This is a genomic window from Haloarcula sp. CBA1122 (genome assembly GCF_009741785.1).
GTDB lineage: Archaea > Halobacteriota > Halobacteria > Halobacteriales > Haloarculaceae > Haloarcula > Haloarcula hispanica.
In genome coordinates this window covers 1-19,118 of record NZ_WPCB01000020.1, presented here as the reverse complement: position 1 = coordinate 19,118, position 19,118 = coordinate 1, and the positions used below count along the sequence as shown (strand labels likewise).

Here is a 19,118-nt window from a genome sequence, read left to right as displayed (position 1 = left end):
CGCTGGCAGTCGGTCCCTTGTAGTGTGGGGCAGACGGCCGGGCGAAGCAGAGGTATGCCTGATTACGGTGTCATGGAACAGTTCATAGGGTAGTTTGTTTCACCACTCTTGAGAGAGAACTACCTTCTCAGTAAGTATGCGAACTGAACACTGAGGCTCCTGAGAGTAACCTTGTTAAAGAGCCAGTAGATGAGAAATTAACACTGTGAAAACCGGTTTATGATTTTCTCCAGTATCTCCAGAGAAGAGGTAAATCGTTTGAATAAAATAATTTAGCAATCTCTCGAATATTCCCATCGTTGATCGCTGAAAGGGAGTCTCCGCTGGCCTCGTTCAGATCCTTTATCAGTTGATCGTACCGTTCATTTGATGCGAGATACAGTAGTCTAGTCATTATCTGACGGCGATTTTGTCGAGAGGCGACTTGCTCGTGCCAGAGGTCATCGTAGACTGCCATCGCTCCTGTAGACGTATCCACTGTACCAGTAAGACAACGGTCGGCGGTCACTGCCGCTACACGAGCCGACTTCATACACTTGTACACACCTTCACCCCATACAGGATCGACTGATGGGACTGTATCACCAATTGCCATAAATGACGAAGTACTCATCGCTCCCGGAGGTTGAATGTGAGCTGAGCCACGAACTTGCGTATCCGGTACACGTTTGGCGTTTTCAAAGCGTGGATCTGTCTCAAGCCAATATTCGAGGAAACCATCCACAGTTCGATCCTCGGTGGCGTGCTCCCGATACCGCTTGTTTTGAATAAAACAGACACCGACTTTTGCCGTGTCCCCACCAGTGTGGAAAATCCAAGAATATCCCCCTGGGGCGTATTCGTGGTTTAGCTGTAGCATCATGGCGTCAGCAAGGTCGGCATACCCAGAATGATTGAGGTCGATCCCCTCGAATTGGTATTCGATACCAATCGCGTGATTTTTGCGCTCAAGATCGACGATATCCAAGCTCTTGGCCAACGGTGCAGCTGGCCCTGTCGCATCAATAACTATCTCTGCGTAGACCTCTTCGTCACTATTGTACCGGACGCCCACGACATTCCCATTATCGATGATTGGATCTCTTACACGGGCGTTAAAACGGTAGTCTGCTCCTTTCTTCCGGCCGTCCTCGACGAGGAACTCTTTGAACTCAGAAAACTCTAGGACGAACCCCGGCTGATCTCGTATGAGATAGTTGTTCGGAGATTCAATAACAACTGAATCTGTCGCGTGCATGACCACGTCGTCGGGGACACTGAAGGAGGTCATCATCGACGCGAATGTACCGCCGGTAGATTTGTTGCTCTGTGCCGGGAACTTATTCTCTGCCTCAGCCTCCAAAACAACTACATCGTAACCACGCTCAGCGATATCTCGGGCACACTGTGCACCTGCTGGGCCTGCACCAGCAATTATTACGTCGTATCTATCATCCATTTCTGATGTCCAAACAACCAGAATACAGCCGAAAAGGTATTGAAACACAGTGCCACTTCTGATTCGTTTCAAGATAGGCTGTCCTATAGTTTCAGTCAGGAACTCTCAGCCGACATCATATGACAACACGAAACAGAACGGCACTTACAATTCGTTGGGGCATCTAACGGAGTACTATGTCAGAGCTGGCCGAACTGGGACTCTCAAGTTATGAAGATCAGGCATATCGGTCACTCTTAGTGACAGGTGCGGTTACTGCGACTGAACTCTCCAATATTAGTGGCGTTCCGAAAGGCCGTATTTACGATGTACTCAACAACCTCAAAGCTCGCAAGCTGGTTGAGACCCAGCCAAATGATCCAAAACAGTACGTTGCAGTACAACCCGAGACTGCCGTTGATATCCTTCTAGCTGAGAAGACGCATGAAATGGCTCAAGAATGGAACCGCCATCTGGAGGCAGCTGAGACGGTCCGTTCGAACCTTTTGCCAACACCACCTACAAGAAGTGGTTTCTGGCGCGGGTCGCTTGGGAGCGATGAAATGAGTACGGCTCTCCAGCAACATATGCGGACTGCGGAGGATTCCGTTCATGCAGTCATGGGAACGCCCTATGAGAGTTCCATGTGGGAGACATTCCAAACTGAAATTGAGGCTTTTTTCGAAGGAGCTAATTCAGAGCTCACAGTCGATTTACTGTTGAGTGAGACGGTCGTTACCGTACTTCCGGATAGGTTTCCGAGTCTAATCGACGAACGTTCCGTCGATGTGACTGTAAGAACCATTTCTGATGTCGCTCTCTCTTTCGATGTAATCGATCAGGTAGAGACGACAATTGACCTCCCACATCCAGTAGCTGGTGGCGATCGGATTGGTGTAGTCGGGATTCAAGATTCGAAGGTGGTCGAAGAGTTTGAGAAATGCTTCCAACAACTGTGGGCCAATGCAGACCCCCTCATTTAGTAAACTCTAGAGCCCTCTGAATCTATGATTTGCTTGAAGGGAGGGAGAGCAAGAAGTAAGTAGGCTAATCAATTTTCCTCCTCAACGGTAAGTATATCTTCTGTACTGACCACTCCTGTTCGAGAATAGAATCACCTTCTCATAAACTCTAGTCCCCGAATTTTCTGCGCCCCAGCGGGGTGAGGGGCGTCCCAGAGAGGGCGTGCCGCCTGTCATTCATGGCTACCACAGAATCCCGTAGCGACGCCAGCAGCATCGACGAGAGCGAACTGGAGGAGGCTGACCCGAACAACCGGACCGTTCGGGCGCTGACCGAAGTCATGACCGTGATGGACTCGATTGGTCGGGCACGAAACGCCGACGACCTCTTCTTGGTCAACTCCGGGTCTGGCTCAGAGTACCTTGTCGACACTCGAACAGGGAGTTGTGAGTGCAAGTGGAAGCAGTACAACCCCGACAAAGAGTGCAAGCACCAGAAGCGAGTCGCCTTCGCGACCGGCGAGCGACCTATCCCGCAGTGGGTGGATGACGACGCCCTAGACGACCAGTTCGGATTGCACGTTGACGGCGAACCCCGCAAGGCAGTCGCTGACGGCGGAGTCATGCAGGTCCGGTTCGACGACAGCGGCGTCACGGGCCCCAAAGAGGACCCCTTGGCTGTCACCTCCGAGGACGAACCACGCACGAAACGAGCGAAGCAGGAAGATATCGACGTTTCCTTCCTCGCAAAGCCCGGTCGCTACGAGGTTCACTCAGCATCAGATAGCCGGTACGAGGTGGATGTGCTTGAGGAGACGTGCAGTTGTCCCGATGTCGCCGAGCGATGCAAGCACCGTCGCCGGGTCGAGATCGAGATCGACGCCCAGCGAGTCCCCCGCCCGGATGGAAAACTGCCAGACGCATAACCGGGGGCCGCAGTGTGTTTTCTGCCCCTCCGGTCAGGTGAGAGGATGTCTCGAAATATGTCTTCACAAACTGTCCAGACAGCGTTGTCTGCAGCTACGCCGGGTTGTCCCGAGTGTGGCGGCGAACTCGACAGCAGTGGCCGAGAAACGCACTGTAAGAACTGTGGCCTGGTGACCGACCAAGATCAGATCGACCGCAGGCCAGCGTGGCAGACGTACGACAAGGAGGAACAGAAGCGGACGGGCGCACCCCGAACAGCCACTCGGCACGACCGAGGCCTGTCGACGAACATCGGGAGCGTCGATAGTGCAGATATTTCGCCGAAACGGCGTCGACGGCTTGCTCGCCAGCGACGACTCCACGGCCGGTCGAAGTTCACCAGCAAGCGCGACCGGAACCTCGCTCACGGGCTTGGCGAAATCCGACGCATCGCGAGTGCGCTGTCTGAGAGCAACGCGGTGAAAGAGCAGGCAGCCACGTTCTTCCGGGAGGCACAGGAAAAAGACCTCCTGATCGGACGGTCGATTGGGGGCGGTGCAGCGGCCGCTGTGTACGCCGCCTGCCGGTGCAACGGCCTCGTGACGATGGAGACGGTAGCCGACGTTGCCCGGTGTTCAGACTCGCATATATGGAACTGCTACCGGACGTTCTTGGTGGAACTTGACCTTTCGATTCCAGTGTCGCTTCCGGTGGACTGGGTGGCGCGGATTTGTTCGGACCTTCCATTCAACGTTTCCCCGGAGATTCGCCAGCGGGCACTCGAACTCGCAGAGCAGGCAACTGAGTCAACAGCGGTCAACGGGCGACCAGACGGTGTCGCAGCCGGCGCTCTGTACCTCGCCGGGAAAGAGTCAGACATCCGGCTCACACAAGCGACGATCTGCGAGCCGCTGGATGTGCATATTACGACGGCCCGGCAGTGGTTCCAAGAGATCGAGGAGTATATCGTTGCGTGAGCGCTCGCGACCGTTGTTTTGCGTGCCCCGGCGAGGGTGCAGGGCGAGCCAGCAAGCACGTCCTGAGAGAGACATATGTCAGTTATAGATACTCCCGAATCGGCGGCACGGCACGACTCTTCGAGTGTTTTTGCGTCAGTCCCAGCGCCACGGTCGCCAACGAAAGCCGCATCGTTTGTCGAACGAGTCCTTGTCGAACTTCGCCACGAAGCGGTGGCTGCTCGGTACGTGACTGATCTAGACCAAGCCGGAGCAAAGACGATCTGGTGTCGGGTCGAGCACACGCCGTTGGACGTCGACGCAGAGTACGTCCAGATTCGAGACGATCCGCGGCTAGGGGTTGACGTCGAGCCGTGTTCGCAGTCGATGGTTCGAGAACGACTGTGCCAGTGTCTTGACCACGACCGGACTGGGCGCGTTGATGTCCGACCGCTGGCCGACGTTTCGATGGGCGACGGCTGATGAGGCGATACCACTACTCGACAGAGCAGCTGTACGTCTCAGAATAGGTGAAGAATTATACTACACGAGCGTATAGCATTTGTATATGTCTGATGCAGACAGCGATACTGGAAACGGTGGTCCAGAGATGGTACAAATAAACCTCCGATTGAGCAAATCGTTTCTCGAAGATATCGATGCAACGTGGCAGGAGGAGGGATTCAATTCACGGAGTGAGTTCCTTCGCCATGTCGCTCGGGATGCAGTGAAGCACCCCGCATTTAGTCGGAGTGGGTGGAAACAGATTGCCGCGAGCGAGCACGATCTTCGGGCGGGTAATGCTGAACTGGTTTCGCGTGAAGAAGTCCGTGCAATGATGGATCAAGACGGTAATGACGAGTGACGCTGAGTGGACGTGGAAGTTCACTGAGCGTGCGACTGAGCAGTTTGGTGATCTCGATACACACGTTCAGGATCGAATCGTTTCGAAACTAGACGAAGTTGTCGACTCAACATGGCGCGAGCCCAAGGACTTCCTAGAACCACTGACTGGCGGGCCGTTCTGGAAACTCCGAGTTGGAACGTACCGCCTTGCATGTGTGCTTGCACATGATGCCTCAGTGCTTGAAATCCACAGAATCGAACACCGGAGCGGTGCTTACACGGCTGACGATGACTGACTGTCGCTCGTTCGTTCTGGCAGGTTGAGATCACCGAGGGCAGCGTGCTGGCGGAGAACACAGAGATGCGGGCAGACGGTCGTCGCCTGGAAGACTTCGCAGCTGCACCAGCCGGCGTGGGTCCCGCTGGGATGCTCGGCCAGCGAGCAATTAACGGGACAGTCGCCGTCGACGGAGACGAGAAACAGGTCCGGGCGACCGCCCTTCGTTACGTCGACACTGGCATCGAGGGCAGCGTTCCACGTTGCTGACCGACGCTGTCGAACCTCCTTGAAATCAAGTTCGCGGGTGCCGCTGGGCTGGCGGGATATCCACTGGTTTGGTGGCGAACACTCGCTAGCCGGGGTAGGGGACTCGGCTGTTTTCATGATGAGTCCTCGTACTAACACATATATTCCCAAACAGCAAAAAAGTTGCTATAGAGCCGATACAGAGTGGATTTTGTGTTTCTCTAGTGACTGAGAGAATCCAACAATGAGTAGTAAATACCAACGTGGGAATACTGGTCCGAAAAAGTTGAAGTGGCGATGGAAAGATGAGACGGAGAATCGGTCGTTGCCCCAATCGTGGGCCGACAATGGTCGCACAGAATCTCCCGCAGAAGATGAGGTGCAACTGTACGCAATCCAGTGTCGGGCTGGGCTCTTGCTTGAGTGGCTGGTCGATACACGAACGGGGAAGCTACTTAGAGGCCCGCTGAGCGAGAAGCCGGGGATTCGCGTCCTGTACGTTACCGCCGACGGTGAGTATGCAGTCCTGAAAGAGTCCGAAGCTCGCGAAATTGATGACAGTTGGAAGCCGCCCAAGCAGTTCACCAGCGTCATCGCGAAGCACCCGGAGGAAGCTGATCCAGTTCCAGACTCCAGTCAGGACTACTATCGACGGGGGGTTGAGGACCTGTATGACTCGTCGTAGCTGTTGTGAATACGGGCTCTTCATCCGTGAAAGCAATTGAAACGGCCGCTCAGTATGCGTGTAGACGTATCGATGTGTTCAGTATGAACCCGGCAAAATGATTAATAGTACTACTAACGTATTACAGACGTATGTCTGAAGCAACCACAGGAGGAGACGAGGAGGATAAAATCGTCACAGTGAATTTCAAAGCCACAGAGTCATTCCTCGACGAAATCGACAAGACGTGGCAAGGACGCGGTTTCAACAGCCGGAGCGAGTTTATTCGTTACACACTCCGAGATGCTGTCGAGTTCCCGACGTTCGACCGCGACGAACTTATCGCACTCCTCGCTGCTGAGGAAGAAAGTCGTGAAGGAAAAACGATGGACGCCGAAGAAGCGCGTGAGAGGTTCGGAACAAGCGATGAGTGATGACGAGTGGACGTGGGAACTCTCTTCCACGGCACAGGATGATCTTAATTCGCTCTCACCAGAGGTACAGGACCGAATCCTCGATAAACTCACTGAGATCGTCACCTCGCCGTGGCGCGACCCGCCAGAGTACGGCGAACCACTTCAGAACAGCCCACACAAGAAAATTCGAATCGGACAGTTCCGCCTCTCCGTGACGTTTCGGCAAGAAGAACAGTTGCTTGTTGTCGCCCGGATCAAACGCCGTGGTGGCGCATATACGGCTGACGACGACTGAACAGGCACTATATTCACTCGGTCCCTACCTTGACCCGATCACTTGGCAAGTAGAACTCTCAGAGTGACGCTCTTCAGCAGGCCAGATTTTGTGACTCTCTGGTGGCTGAGAGAGTATGGCTTCGCCACAGATTGACGTCGACGAGATTGTTGCAACGCTTGAGCAAATTCGCCAGCGCGGGCACAGCGCCCACACGGTCTTTCGAGACTGGGTCAACCTCATGCTGTCCGCACTGCAGGACCGAGACGATCCGTATCTGGAAATCGTCGACGACTATCGCGAACGCGGCGATATGGACCATCCAGACGGACAGCGCTCGGTCGACCTCTTCGCCAAGGCGTTCGGTCAGCTCCAAGAACGGATGGCGGCTACCGACGCCGACGTTCTGGGTGCTGTCTACGAGGAATACGGGATGTCCAGCGATGCGTTCGGCCAGCACTTCACACCACACAGCGTCTGCGAGACAATGGCCGAGATCGCCGGCGTCGGAGGCGAGAGCGATACCGATGATAGACAGACGGTCCTTGACCCGGCCTGTGGGAGCGGTCGAACACTGCTGGCCGCCGGTCGAAAGCAGCCAGACGCGCTGTTTGTCGGGCAAGACAAGGACCCACTGTGTGCCCGAATGACGGCGCTGAACTGCTGTTTCCTGAATCTGGATGCCTACGTTATTCAGGGCGACTCACTGACTGTCGAGTTCCAGCGAGTATGGCAGACCTTGTACTCTTCGCTGGGTGGGAGCGTTCGCGAACTCGACGACGAGGAGGTCGAGGAGCTTCACGAGTGGGTGACCGATGCCTTCGAGAACACGGTCGAAGGAGACAACCAGCCCAGTCCAGCGCAGGGGACAGACACGGGCGCGGAAGAGCGAACACCACGCGTCGGGATGTCTGTTCCGAGTGAGCAGGCCAGTCTGGGTGCGTTCGAGGGCAGCGATTGACGGCTGTTTTGTGTGCCCCAGTCAGGTGCGGGGCGGTCCAGTGAGAGCGTCCCGAGAAGACCCATGTCAAGTGAACCAGATGTAGAGCCAGAGACGGCTCCAGACTCAGTTGAAAAGGTCGAACGAACGGACTTTGGGTGCAGTATGGAAGCACGGTTGGATCGAGGCACTGACACTCGCGATCAAGACAGAGTGACGATCAAATCGAAGGGTGAGACTGCTGCGGAGACGATTGCGGAGTTCTACAAGCTCCTAGAAGAGTACGACCAGGAGATCAGTGGTCGGCTTCGAGATATCCAGCCAAGAGAAGACGCGGCAGGCGAGTAAGACGACGAGTAGGACTCCCTATTATACTGCCCAGCGGTTGGGTGGGTGTGACCGTGAGGGCGGAACACACGGTTCTGTTAATTAGCGCGAGGCAGTGGCTAAACGCTTATATCCGAGGGTAGGCAATTTTTGCGTGGACAGAACACTGTCACACGCTCCTTCCATCCCCTTTCCATGCCTGATGACACGCAGAGTCTCGGTCGCTGTCCAAACTGTGACGAGCGTATCACAACTCCGTGGCTGCTGGTTGAATACGAGAAAGACGATGGCACGGAGGGTATCTGGGCCGAGTGTCCAATGTGTGAAGATGTCGTTGCGCCGGAGTAACGCAACATTCTCTCCGCGCATTCCACTGAGTGTACGGGCTGACAGTACGGTGTTTTAGCCATCCGCATTGAGAGTTTCAGACAACGCTCTCATACCGGGTTTTCGCGTCTTCGACTTGATCAGTACAGGCAAAGCACTTACCGGAGTCGCCGGAGGGCTAAGTCATGAAGCGGCGGCAGTTCCTTCGTGTTACTGCAGGTGGGGGAATCGGCTTTCTGACGGGCTGTTCCTCTACTGGCAGTAAGGGGTATGCGACGATGCAGGAATTCAGTTTGGTAAACACAGGATCTACTGTGGTTCCAGTGGAATTACGGATAGAACACACTGATACTGGTGAAATAGTTCATACGGAGACTCGTGAACTGACGGTAGACCCTGGTTGGATTATCATCGATTGTGTCTGGCCAGATGCACCCTTAACGGTAATGGTCCGTCATCAAGATGGAGAGTGGAATAACTTCAAGACAGAAGATAGAGACGGCTGTGTAGGTGTCATAGCTCAAGTACGGCGGGACCAGAGAACATCATTTTACGCGCATAACGCTGAGTGTCCAATTGATGACCCGAGTTGCCATACTAATTAGTCCGCAGACATACTAAGCAGATAGCTTCTCGCAAAGGTCATGAAACACACCACCTCTCGAACTGATTTATACCCTCATAGTCCGAGTCAATTAGCTTACTCACCGCCGATGATATCGTTCGCCGTGAACTCAGGTAAATTCCGGTGAGACAGTTACCTCTATAGTAACAATTGAAACGGTTTACACACTGATCGCACTGCCGTCGTGCGATCAGGTGTGCATTGATTTTCAATGGCTACTATAGTCTACAGTCGCCCCCCTCATTGCCGCTGTAAGAGGATAGGTAAAGCAGCCACAGAGTGTTTGTATCAAAGCGATAACCCCGCGCTGTCACTGACTCAGGAAAGGCATCATCGCTGGAGAGTCCATATCGCATTCTAAGTCTGCAGGATTACACTACGTCGAACCCTCGCTAAGGACACTGTCACTCGCGGCCTTCGTCACTACTTACAGCAGCTTCGCTTCGATGTACTGGTCGATATTCTCGGTGTCATCGAGTTCGTTCAGCGTATCCAGCGCTCCTTCCATCGAGTCGAGGTCCTCGGCCGTGAAATCGTCCTGCTGGGCGACGCGGCCGAGACTAAGCAAGAGTTCGAACTTACTCACGGTGGTGTCGAGATTCATGACCCTCGTGACGACGTTTTCATCGTCCGCGTCATCGAGTCGCACGAACGACGGCGGAATCCGTTCGTCGAGCAGCGCACTCACCATCGGGTCGCGCTCGGTCGCGTCGGCCGGAATATCCGCGAGCATCGCTTTGATGAACGCCATATCGTCACCGGGGTCCTCGTCAACGATATTTCGGACAAACCTGTCCGAGTCGAACCGCCGAAGATCACGGTTCTCGTCGATTCGAACGCGGACAAGTTCGATATCTTCGTTCGGGAACGACCGGGAGATGTCCTCGCGGTGAACACACACATCGGCGCCGGTAGCACCTACCTCAAGCGAAGCGAACGGGTCAGAGAGCCCTCGCCGCTCTGTCTCCGGCGTGTCCGCATTGTCGTTGAACGTTGCACTCTTGATGAACTCGGCGTCCGTCGGTGGCTGCCAGCCACCCCAGGGTTCCTCGGATTCGACGACGACAGTCTTCCCACTGGAGAGTTCCGCCGTGTACCACGGCGGCGAGTCGTACAGTGCATCGAGACCGCCGAACTGGGTCAGGACATCGTCCGAATACACGCCCAGTATCGGCGGGGACTCGACAGCCTCACCGATTGGACGGTCGCGAGGAATGACAGCCATAGCACGCCCCTCCGAATCGAAGACCGGTGTGTACGCGGCATCGAGTCCCGTCGCAAGTCGGCAGACGAGTTCGAATATCCCACTCATAGCCTGCCGATAGGTATCGGCATCGTCCCACCTGTACGGATAGATCATCTCACCGAGACCGAGATGGACTGCCGGTTCGTCCATCCCGTACTCCCCGTCCGTATTCACGTGGACACGGATGTTCCAGTGGCCATACGGCATCTTGAACGTCACGTGTCCGTCAGACTGCTTCTCGTTCAGTTCTGCGTCATCGAACCCTGCCCGTTCAAACGCGGCGCGAGTTTCGGCGACGAACTGTGTGGTCGGGTCGGGGTCGTACACCCCGACGGTCACTACTCCATCTGACATGTTAATTTTAAAGCTCACTATAGGTGGTAAACTCTACGGTCACGTCGGAACTGGAGCTATGACTCTGGACATCGTTCCGTATCTCTGATAGCAGACCCATGTCATCAAGTCGGTCCCGATACTCGTCAGTGGTCACGACGACGAGCGTATCTTCGTCATCTGCCACCTGTGTTTTGAGTTTGTCTGTCAGTTTCGGAACCTCTCTGTTCTCGATAAGCCAGTCACTTTTCCCCGCGGCGCTGAGATGTTTAGATTCGATAGCCGGCGACTCCAGGTTTCTTCCGTTGACTGTCAGCTCACCATCTACCTTCACGTCAATTTCGGTGTTACTGTTGGGGCCGCCGCTGACACCGCGGCTCGTCTTCTGCATGTGGAGCTTACTCGCTTCGATACCATTGTCTTCGTCACGGATTTTCTTCGCGATGTCGGTTTCACCGGCAATCTCCTTGAACGACTTCGTGTTTCCTTGCGCGTGCTCCAGCATGTCCTGAACCCCTTCCACGTTATCGTTCGCGAGTGAATCGACTCGCTCCTGAGCGGCCCCAGGGCCTTGGCGCCCCGGACCGACGTCCACCTCGTCGGCTGCATCGTAGGATTGGAGGACGTCCTTCGCTTGGGAGTCGCTCAGCCCATCAGCCTCGTCAGTGTACTCGTAGACCGCTCGTATTGTCCCGTGGCACGGGCTATTGCAGACATCGGTCGACATCAGGTCCGGCCCGTCAGTGCCGGTCCGCTCGATGGCATCGTCGGCGAATCGCTTCCCGTCGGCATCTAAACTGTCGTAGCGGGTGAGTGCCGTCGTGAGTTCATCGCTGTCGACCTCGCCGCTCTCGTAGGCCTCAGTAAAGCGCCGCTGGGTAGCGGCGTCGTCCATCTGCAGGAGCGCGTCGGCGGCGTCCTGATCGCTTTCCGCCAGATCGTTGAGTGCGCGACGCCCACTGGGTCCGGTGTTCTCGAAGAGGTCGGTGGCCTTCAGCGTCGGGTCGTTGATGTCGGTGTTGCCCAGGTAATCGCTCCCGTCACTGTCGAGTTGGTCGAACTGCTCGGTGGTCCGTTGGCGCTTCGGCCCGGGCATGTCGTTGAGCTTCGCGCTCATGCGCCCGGTCGGCACGTCCGCGTCGGGGACCGAGTCGTCGACTTTCCCAGCCCGCCGTAGTGCCGTCGGCTTGACGCCGTTTGGCACCCGAGAGGGCACCGCCGAGTCGGCGGCGTCGACCAGCCGTCTGAGCTTCGATGAGCTACTCAGTCCTTTCTGGAGGACGCTCGACCCGCCAGATGCAAACGCGGGCGCCACTGTCCCAGTCGAGTAGCCCAGCGACCAGCCGCCGCCAAACTCTTGGTAGTACTGCTCGCGGGAGTCGAAGGGATTGCGGGTCTCGTGTTGCTGGCGGAGCTGGCTCGCCATCATCTGGGGCAGTTTCGTGATTATCGCGGGGTTGTTGGCGATGGTCGTCGCCAGTTGGGCCATCTGGCTCGCGTAGCCGCCAGGGTCGGAGACCATCTGGGCGACGCCAGCGACACTCTCACCGACCACCGTCGACGCGCCCGAGGAGAGCCCCATCCAGGCGACGAAGCCGCCTTTGCCAGGACTGGCCGGGAAGCTTGCGTATTTGTCGGCCGCCTGTCCGAACGTGTCCGGCCCGCTGAGCTCCTTGCGTTTGCGGTTGCCGTGGATATCCGTGGCGCTGGCGTCGACGGTCACTGGCGTGAAGAAGCCGGTTGCGCCGGTGTATATGGCATCTAGCGCGTCACGCTCGACCTCGATGCTGGCGTCGAAGGTTCGGGCGGTCGCGCCATCGCCTAGGCCCGACCACTGCCTGCTTCCGGCCTTGTAGAACTCGATTCGGGAGATGCCGCTCTGGTCGGAGACGCTGACGCGAGCTGTGTAGCTGGTTCGGGCGGTGTTGTCGGCGCTGACTTCAAGCGGTTCGACCAGTGGCGCTTTGTGGTCGTGGATGGTCGGGTCGTAGTCGTTCGAAACCTCGTAGTAGTCGTCACTGCCGTCGTTGTCGGAGTCGGCGACAGTCGGGCTGGTCCCGAGGCGACGCTCCTCGTGGTCGTCCAGCAGGTCGCCGTCGGTGTCGGTCGACAGTGGGTCGGAGCTGACGTTTTGCTTCCAGAGCACGCCGAGGGCGTCCCCACCGTTCTGGCGGGCGCTGACGAACTGTTCAGCCGTCGAGGGCGAGCGCGCGAGGTAGGTGTTCCACCCGCGGTTTTCCTCAAGGTCGGTGAGTTCGTCCCCGTCGCTGTTGACTTCGGTCGGATCGGAGTTGGCGACCGCGATGGTCGTCGTGAGCGTGCCGTTTTCAGCGTTGGTCTTGTAGATGACCTCCTCCCCGTCGGGGATGCCGTCTCCGTCAGTATCAGCGTCGTATGGGTCCGTCGAGAACGTGCTTGCGGCGGCGGTCGGGAGCGTCCAGTTCTGGTTCTCTACAGAGTCAGGGATACCGTCGCCGTCGCTGTCGAAGGTCTCGCGTGGGACGACCTCCGCCCGCATATTGACGCCGTCGGCCGAGAGGCTGATGTTCGCGGGGCCGTGAGCGAGCGTGGAGACGTTGACCGTCGTCTGAACGGTGCCGACGGTCCCGATAGCGAGGTCTTTCGAAACTGTGGTTCCGCTCGCACCGGTCACCTCGATGCTCGCTGCCGGATTGGTGTTGGTCTGCTCGGTCTGATACACCACCACGAGGTCGTCGGTGCCAGACGTGAGATCGTCCGTGATGTTGGCACTACCCGTGTCACCACTGACGTTACTGGAGGCGTTCTCGTCGGGGTCGCCCGGGACGCTGATGGTAATGTTCTGGTCTATTGCCAGTGACTCGTTGGTTGGGTCGGTCGCGCGTCCGGACAGAACCTCCCAGTCATTGAGTTGGCCGGGAGTGATCGGGTCTCTCACCGCCTCTTCGTTGAACCTCGGTTTGATGGTAAACGTCGCGTTGGTCAGCTCGCCTCGGAACGCCCCTCCGTCGGTGTTGTCGTCGTTCCAGCTCCAGTCAGGCGTCGTGCCGTAGTTGTCTCCGGGGTCGTCCCGAACAACCCAACTCCCGTCACTGATCGGGAACTCGTAGAGTTCGAACGAGACGGCGGCACCGGACCCATCTCTCGGTTTATCTTGCAGTAAAACCAGACTGAGGCCGTTCGGACCGGACCAGAAGAACAGCCGACTGGTGTCGCTTTTCGCGACCGGCAGCGGAGAGTTGATCTCAGCGTTCGCGTAGTCGTAGAATTTCTCGATGGTCTGCCCGTTGCTCAGTGGTACCACCTCGTAGCTGTCCCCGCCCTGTTCGATGGTTATCTTCCGCGTCGTGGGTTCCCCGCCAAGCACGACGGTCGAGTTGCCGGTCAGGTTACAGGCGTTCCGACAGCGGAACGAGTCGCTGGCGTTGAAATCGACCGGCTCGCCGATACTGACCTGCGTCGCGCTGACCCACTCGTCGGTGTCCAGCACGGTGAAATACGAGAAGTGCTCGACGGTGGCTTTCGCCGTCCCGTTCTCGATAGTCGTCTCGACCTTGCTCCAGGTGTCTTTCGAGGAGCCGTTCCATGTATAGATAGAGAGGTTCTCGTACTCAGACTCGGGGACCGAGGCGTCGACCGGGAGTTCGACTGTCGCGTTCTCGAAGGCCGTGCGGTTCTCAAGCTGTATCGTCGGGCCGGCACTGGCCGATGTGTTCTCGAAGAAGTCGGGCTTGGCCTCCATGGTGACGTCGGCCCCCGACCCGTTCGTCCGGAGCGTGACAGTGGCGCCGGTCGATTCGCTGTCCATCGCCGTCTCGAAGGTCTCGTTCCCGTCGAGAACGCCGTCGCCGTCCGAATCGTTGTTCAGCGGGTCGGTTCCGATGGCGAGTTCCTCGTCGTCGTCCAGTCCGTCGGCGTCCGTGTCCGGCAGCGTCGGGTCCGTCCCCAGCTCGATTTCGCGACTGTCGTTCAGCGAGTCGCCGTCGGTGTCGGGTCGGTCGACCAAGGTCCCGCGCTGGGCCTCCTCACCATTGGTCAGTCCATCACCGTCAAGGTCGCCCGAAGCGTCGCTTGTGCCGTCACCGTCCGTATCGGCATCGAGCGGGTTGAACTGGTCGTTCCGGTATTCGAAGCCGTCTGAGAGGCCGTCATCGTCCGTGTCGCTCACGAACGGGTCCGTGCCGATGGCGTACTCGACGTATGTCCCCAGCGTGTCCTGGTCGAAGTCCTCCATCCCGTCGATGACGTCGTTGTCCGCTTCGGTGTAGTTCGTCAGAGGGGACTCGCTATCGTTGTCGGCGGGGTCGGTCTTTGTGACGTTGCGCTCGTAGCTATCGGGGAGCCCGTCGTTGTCACGATCGTTGTCCAGATAGTCCGGCATCCCGTCGCCGTCGCTGTCGGCGGTGCCCTCCGTCCCGTCGGGGGCCCCGTCGCCGTCGGCGTCGGTGTCGAGCCAGTTGACCGTCTCGTCGAAGTCGACGTCGTGGCTGTAGTTCTGGCCGTCAAGCGCTTCGGTCCGGGTGGTGATGCCGTCGCCGTCGTCGTCGGTGTCGCGGTAGTTGGGCGTCCCGTCACCGTCAGTGTCTTTGGTCCCTTCGCGGATGTCGGGGATACGGTCGCCGTCGCTGTCCGCGTCACGGGCATCGATGATGCCGTCGCTGTCCGTGTCGATGGGCTTACCGCCGTTGGTTTCGGTCCAATCGCCGATTCCGTCGCTGTCGGTATCGGTGTCGAATGCGTTGGTGCCGAGCGCGATCTCGACGGTATTGTTGAGTCCGTCGCCGTCAGCGTCGGTCTCGGTCGGATTGACAGCCTGAACGTAGAGCCACTGGCCGTCGCTGACCGTGACTCGTCCGTCACCAGTGAAGTCGAAACTCGAACTGTAGTTCTGGACGGAGGCGTTCGTGAGATGAGCAAGCAACGCCTGGCTGTCGACGACGTCGAAGCTGCCATCACCGTTGACGTCCTCGAAGCGTCCATCACCGTTCGGGTCGGTCGGGCTCGCCGAGCCGACGACCGGGTCAGGTGTCACAGCCGTGTTTCCGGCGCCAGTGCCGATGCCGGTGTTACCCGCGCCCGTACCGGTGTTGCCTGCATTGCCGGCCTGTGTGAGTGCGCCGGCCGGAACCGCTGCGACGACTGGGCTGGTGACGAGCAATACGGTCAGGATGACCGCCAACAGCGGCCGTGCCTGCTCACTTACGAGTTCGATACCCTCACGAGTACGACTGTGACCTCTAGACATGAAGCATTCCAGTATTAATTCAAATATTACTTCCGGTTTATTTAATACTGTGGATGTCGGGTTCGATAATATCGATGCAACTCGCTCATCTCATGAGGGTAGTATTGGTTAGCGCTGCGCTGATTGGGAGTACTGCTGTCGTTTCTGGTGCCGGCGGGACAGAGGTTCGACTTTCGCCGGCTGCAGAGAGCGTTGATTCGGGCGCAACCGTCGAGTACGAGCTGGTGGTGGCCGAGGCCAGCGGTGGTGTCGGTACGTTCAACGCGACAGTGTCGCTCAACGACAGCAGCGTCGCGACCATCGAGAGCGTCAGGTATGCCGACAGCCCAGCGTACGCCAAGCAGCCCGACGGCGGGGCGTCAGTGCAGTTGGCGGCGACGGGAATGAACACGCTCCAGAGCGGCCCAGTGGAACTCGCGACTGTCACTGTCCAAGCCGAGAATTCCGGAACTGTCGGGCTCTCCGTGAGTGTCGCGGCGTTGGGTGACGAGAACGGCAGTGCCTACTCGGTCACCGGAACAGAAGGGCGCGTCCTCACCGTCGAAGGCCAAACCGACGATGCGAATGGGTCGACACCAACGCCGACGGAAACAGCCACACCAACACCAACGGATACGTCAACGCCTACGCCGACTGCAACAGAAACTCCTACCGAGGAAGACTCGTCGAGTTCCGGCGGTAGTAACAGTGATGATGGTGATGACGATGATGATAGCGATTCCGGCAGCGGTGACTCCAGTGACACAGTAACAGCGACGGACACACCGACAGTAACGGAAACAACGCCCAGCGACACCCCAACAACGGCCACGGAAACTGAACACTCGACCGAGACAGACACCAAGCAATCAACCTCAACCCAGACCAGCAGTGGTGGGCCAGCAATCACACCGTCTCAGACCGCGGCCACAGACACTGTCGAGCCGTCTGGCGGCTCACCCACGAATCTGCTTATTGTCGGGAGCATGATCGTCGCTGTTCTCGGTGGGATCATCATCTATCGTCGCTTGTAGAAGCGATTCCAAGACACACGAAACATTCTCACCTTGCTGACCGGCCCAATTGGAGGTCGTCTGTCGCTTCCGGGTGAAGAGTTGTCGGCAACCTACTCACCGCCGCTAATCTCATACGGGACATCAAGCGGCAGAATCTCAGATCGGTCTAGCAGTCGCATGGGGCACACCACGAGTCGAGTTGCGACGGCGATACGCAAGTACCCGAGTCTGTGCGCGACGTCAACTCCTCATCCGGCCAGCAACTCGACGCCTCAATTCAATAAACCATGGGAGACCACATGGTTGATGACCTCAGAGACGTGCGTAGCCATACTGGTCCAACAGCGGCCAAAGCCTGCAAAGATATCAACGCTCGGGCGTTCACCGTTGGGAATCACGTCGCGTTCAACCGCGGCGAGCCCGACCCGAGTTTGCCAGACACTACGATATCTCCCCGAAGTCATTCCGCAAGCTGGTTGCAGGTTTGCGTTGACCCCTGAGACTCAAACGATTGTGAACCTTTGTTCGATAACCGGGCATTCATCGTGTCGACAAAGGGGGCTGGTCTCCGATTCGCGTGTGAGCGAGTGAATACAAGATAGAGGGTATTGGGGCCTGATCGGAGATAGTACCCTTGAGTATATTCGATCACAGTTTTGGATAAGTACGGAAACATAACTCGGAGTTGTACCCTTTTGGAGTGGGGGATAGAGTAATATTACGGCTCATTCAGAGATATAAAGGCAGTTTGTTCGAATATAGTACTATATATTAGATATTTGGAATTATATCAGTATAGGTGCAATTCATTCGGATAGGCACTGTCTAGTTCTGGATGACCACAGCTGGCGTTCGTCCGTCGGGTGCTTGGTTCGGTTGTTCATGGTTGTAGTGGTGTCTGAAGCGTCGTAACCACTGTTTCGCGCTGGATTGACTGCCCCTCCAGAAGGAATGGAAGCGGTCGATTCGCATGGTCACAGTCTGGAACCACTTTTCGATGTGGTTCCGGATTCGGTAGTCAAGCCGACCGCTCAAATCGTGGCGTGAGAGGGCAGTCAGATAGCCGCCAGCATCGACGAGAAACTCTGTATCGGCGACATCGTGTTTCTGAGTGAGTCGGTGCAGGAACGCCGCCGCGGGGTCAGTCCCGCGGCGGCTGAACACGTCCACTTCGAGAAGCAGCTTTGATTCGGTGTCGACAGCGGCGTACAACCACTTTTTCTCCCCGTCGATCTCGATTTGTTTCTCATCGACCGCGACCCGCGACGGCTCTGCCGTCGCGGGTCGCTCTGCGCTTCAGACAGTGTATGCACCCAATTCCAGACCGCCCCGTGAGAGCGATCGACACCCAGAAGGTCTAAGATAGCGACCGTCTCCCTGATCGACAGCCCCGCAGTATGGAGACGCACCCCAAACCGCCGGACGGGTGTCGGGGTGCGCTCATTCTCCCAAACGTCTTGGCTGTCCTCATCTAACGTTTCTCTGAGGAGGTCTGCGAGTTGCATGGACACTTCTCGCTACGGCCTCCTCGTTTCTCAAACTCCCTCAACTAGACAGTGCCTGCTGTTTCGTTCGCTCTACCATCTGAGATGTCGAGATTTGGATGGCTCATCTCGAAGACGACTCTCTGTAGCCACTTTCCTCACTGTCTCCCGAAACTCTGCAATGCCAACGCATCTTTCGGGAATACTCCGCTATCTTACCCTGAATCCGTTGTTTCTGGGTATCACCATCGAGAGCCGTCAGTTCATCGGCTTCTGATCGTCCTCAGTTGTTCTACAGTTGGGAAGCATCTCATGAATGCACCCCGCGGTCGTTATGGATCGTTAGAATAAGCTTCCAGAGAACTACCGGATCATGGAGGGCGTTTTCAGCGGCAGTGTCTGTTGGAGAAACCGCTAGAAAGAACCATAGAACGGATTAAATCACCGTATCTTACAAGTGTACGCTTGTTATATCATGATAGTGGTATTTGGGCCTGTGAATTCAAGCCATAATATATAAGAAATATTATATCTCACAGTACGGGTGCAACGTTTGGGTCTATTACACTATCGGCCACTGCTTCTCATCGATTAATAGTGCCCGAGAACACCCCGTTTGCGTGCTTTAGCTGTCCCAACCCGGAAGACAA

At 56.9% G+C, this 19,118-nt stretch carries 17 protein-coding genes and 2 pseudogenes; 14 read left to right on the top strand and 5 right to left on the bottom strand.

Translation table 11 applies throughout. The annotated features are described in order from the left end of the window. Window positions 1-217: 217 nt before the first annotated feature. The gene (locus GJ630_RS09840) at window positions 218-1,438 is read right to left on the bottom strand and encodes a digeranylgeranylglycerophospholipid reductase (protein WP_191449818.1); all 1,221 of its coding nucleotides are present in this window, start codon (window positions 1,436-1,438) and stop codon (window positions 218-220) included. A gap of 176 nt (window positions 1,439-1,614) precedes the next feature. Between GJ630_RS09840 and GJ630_RS09835 the strand changes: the two genes are divergently transcribed. The 6 genes from GJ630_RS09835 to GJ630_RS09810 all read left to right on the top strand — a co-directional run bounded on the left by GJ630_RS09835 (window position 1,615) and on the right by GJ630_RS09810 (window position 5,383). After that, window positions 1,615-2,400: a TrmB family transcriptional regulator gene (locus GJ630_RS09835; protein ID WP_191449817.1), complete on the top strand. Its 786-nt coding sequence runs from the start codon at window positions 1,615-1,617 to the stop codon at window positions 2,398-2,400. 218 nt (window positions 2,401-2,618) lie between these two features. Further along, on the top strand, window positions 2,619-3,305 hold the full coding sequence (locus GJ630_RS09830) for a hypothetical protein (RefSeq protein WP_191449816.1): 687 nt from the start codon (window positions 2,619-2,621) through the stop codon (window positions 3,303-3,305). Window positions 3,306-3,362: 57 nt separating this feature from the next. Then, complete coding sequence (locus GJ630_RS09825) at window positions 3,363-4,262, top strand: transcription initiation factor IIB family protein (protein ID WP_191449815.1); 900 nt, start codon at window positions 3,363-3,365, stop codon at window positions 4,260-4,262. Between the two features lie 228 nt (window positions 4,263-4,490). Then, a complete protein-coding gene (locus GJ630_RS20035) occupies window positions 4,491-4,724 on the top strand; it encodes a hypothetical protein (protein ID WP_252718774.1) in 234 nt (77 codons plus the stop codon). An 85-nt stretch (window positions 4,725-4,809) separates the two neighbouring features. Continuing rightward, window positions 4,810-5,106 (top strand): ribbon-helix-helix domain-containing protein, encoded by a 297-nt coding sequence (locus tag GJ630_RS09815; RefSeq protein ID WP_050007919.1) that lies wholly within the window; start codon window positions 4,810-4,812, stop codon window positions 5,104-5,106. Beyond that, window positions 5,096-5,383 carry a type II toxin-antitoxin system RelE/ParE family toxin gene (locus GJ630_RS09810; protein ID WP_004966184.1) on the top strand — a complete coding sequence of 96 codons (288 nt, stop codon included), beginning with the start codon at window positions 5,096-5,098 and terminating at the stop codon, window positions 5,381-5,383. Before GJ630_RS09815 ends, GJ630_RS09810 begins: the two co-directional genes overlap by 11 nt. On the opposite strand, the gene GJ630_RS09805 is transcribed toward GJ630_RS09810, so the two are convergent. Beyond that, window positions 5,362-5,751, bottom strand: a complete 390-nt coding sequence (locus GJ630_RS09805) for a hypothetical protein (RefSeq protein ID WP_191449813.1) — start codon at window positions 5,749-5,751, stop codon at window positions 5,362-5,364. The two genes, GJ630_RS09810 and GJ630_RS09805, sit on opposite strands and share 22 nt — an antisense overlap. 106 nt (window positions 5,752-5,857) lie before the next feature. Between GJ630_RS09805 and GJ630_RS09800 the strand changes: the two genes are divergently transcribed. The 6 genes from GJ630_RS09800 (at window position 5,858) to GJ630_RS19540 (ending at window position 8,582) form a co-directional block, all read left to right on the top strand. Beyond that, window positions 5,858-6,298 carry a hypothetical protein gene (locus tag GJ630_RS09800; protein WP_191449812.1) on the top strand — a complete coding sequence of 147 codons (441 nt, stop codon included), beginning with the start codon at window positions 5,858-5,860 and terminating at the stop codon, window positions 6,296-6,298. Between the two features lie 131 nt (window positions 6,299-6,429). Continuing rightward, the gene (locus GJ630_RS09795) at window positions 6,430-6,711 is read left to right on the top strand and encodes a ribbon-helix-helix domain-containing protein (RefSeq protein ID WP_050007921.1); all 282 of its coding nucleotides are present in this window, start codon (window positions 6,430-6,432) and stop codon (window positions 6,709-6,711) included. Further along, window positions 6,704-6,988 (top strand): type II toxin-antitoxin system RelE/ParE family toxin, encoded by a 285-nt coding sequence (locus GJ630_RS09790; RefSeq protein WP_050007922.1) that lies wholly within the window; start codon window positions 6,704-6,706, stop codon window positions 6,986-6,988. The genes GJ630_RS09795 and GJ630_RS09790 overlap by 8 nt, the downstream gene beginning before the upstream one ends. Before the next feature lie 115 nt (window positions 6,989-7,103). Beyond that, window positions 7,104-7,928 carry an N-6 DNA methylase gene (locus GJ630_RS09785; RefSeq protein WP_191449811.1) on the top strand — a complete coding sequence of 275 codons (825 nt, stop codon included), beginning with the start codon at window positions 7,104-7,106 and terminating at the stop codon, window positions 7,926-7,928. Between the two features lie 63 nt (window positions 7,929-7,991). Beyond that, the gene (locus tag GJ630_RS09780; RefSeq protein ID WP_191449810.1) at window positions 7,992-8,255 is read left to right on the top strand and encodes a hypothetical protein; all 264 of its coding nucleotides are present in this window, start codon (window positions 7,992-7,994) and stop codon (window positions 8,253-8,255) included. 174 nt (window positions 8,256-8,429) lie between these two features. Next, window positions 8,430-8,582, top strand: coding sequence for a hypothetical protein (locus GJ630_RS19540; RefSeq protein WP_004516568.1), 153 nt, complete (start codon window positions 8,430-8,432; stop codon window positions 8,580-8,582). A 1,031-nt stretch (window positions 8,583-9,613) separates the two neighbouring features. On the opposite strand, the gene GJ630_RS19535 is transcribed toward GJ630_RS19540, so the two are convergent. Both GJ630_RS19535 and GJ630_RS09770 read right to left on the bottom strand, forming a co-directional pair. After that, window positions 9,614-10,786: a hypothetical protein gene (locus GJ630_RS19535; RefSeq protein WP_197427633.1), complete on the bottom strand. Its 1,173-nt coding sequence runs from the start codon at window positions 10,784-10,786 to the stop codon at window positions 9,614-9,616. Between the two features lie 7 nt (window positions 10,787-10,793). Continuing rightward, window positions 10,794-15,989, bottom strand: coding sequence for a dockerin type I domain-containing protein (locus tag GJ630_RS09770; protein ID WP_252718773.1), 5,196 nt, complete (start codon window positions 15,987-15,989; stop codon window positions 10,794-10,796). Window positions 15,990-16,093: 104 nt separating this feature from the next. On the opposite strand from GJ630_RS09770, the gene GJ630_RS19530 reads away from it, so the two are divergent. Further along, window positions 16,094-17,002: a hypothetical protein gene (locus GJ630_RS19530; protein ID WP_186764104.1), complete on the top strand. Its 909-nt coding sequence runs from the start codon at window positions 16,094-16,096 to the stop codon at window positions 17,000-17,002. Window positions 17,003-17,115: 113 nt separating this feature from the next. After that, window positions 17,116-17,415, top strand: a pseudogene (locus GJ630_RS20545) (DUF4157 domain-containing protein); the annotation flags it as partial. A 394-nt stretch (window positions 17,416-17,809) separates the two neighbouring features. On the opposite strand, the pseudogene GJ630_RS09755 reads toward GJ630_RS20545, so the two are convergent. Next, window positions 17,810-18,489 (bottom strand): annotated as a pseudogene (locus tag GJ630_RS09755) (IS6 family transposase). Window positions 18,490-19,118 lie beyond the last annotated feature (629 nt).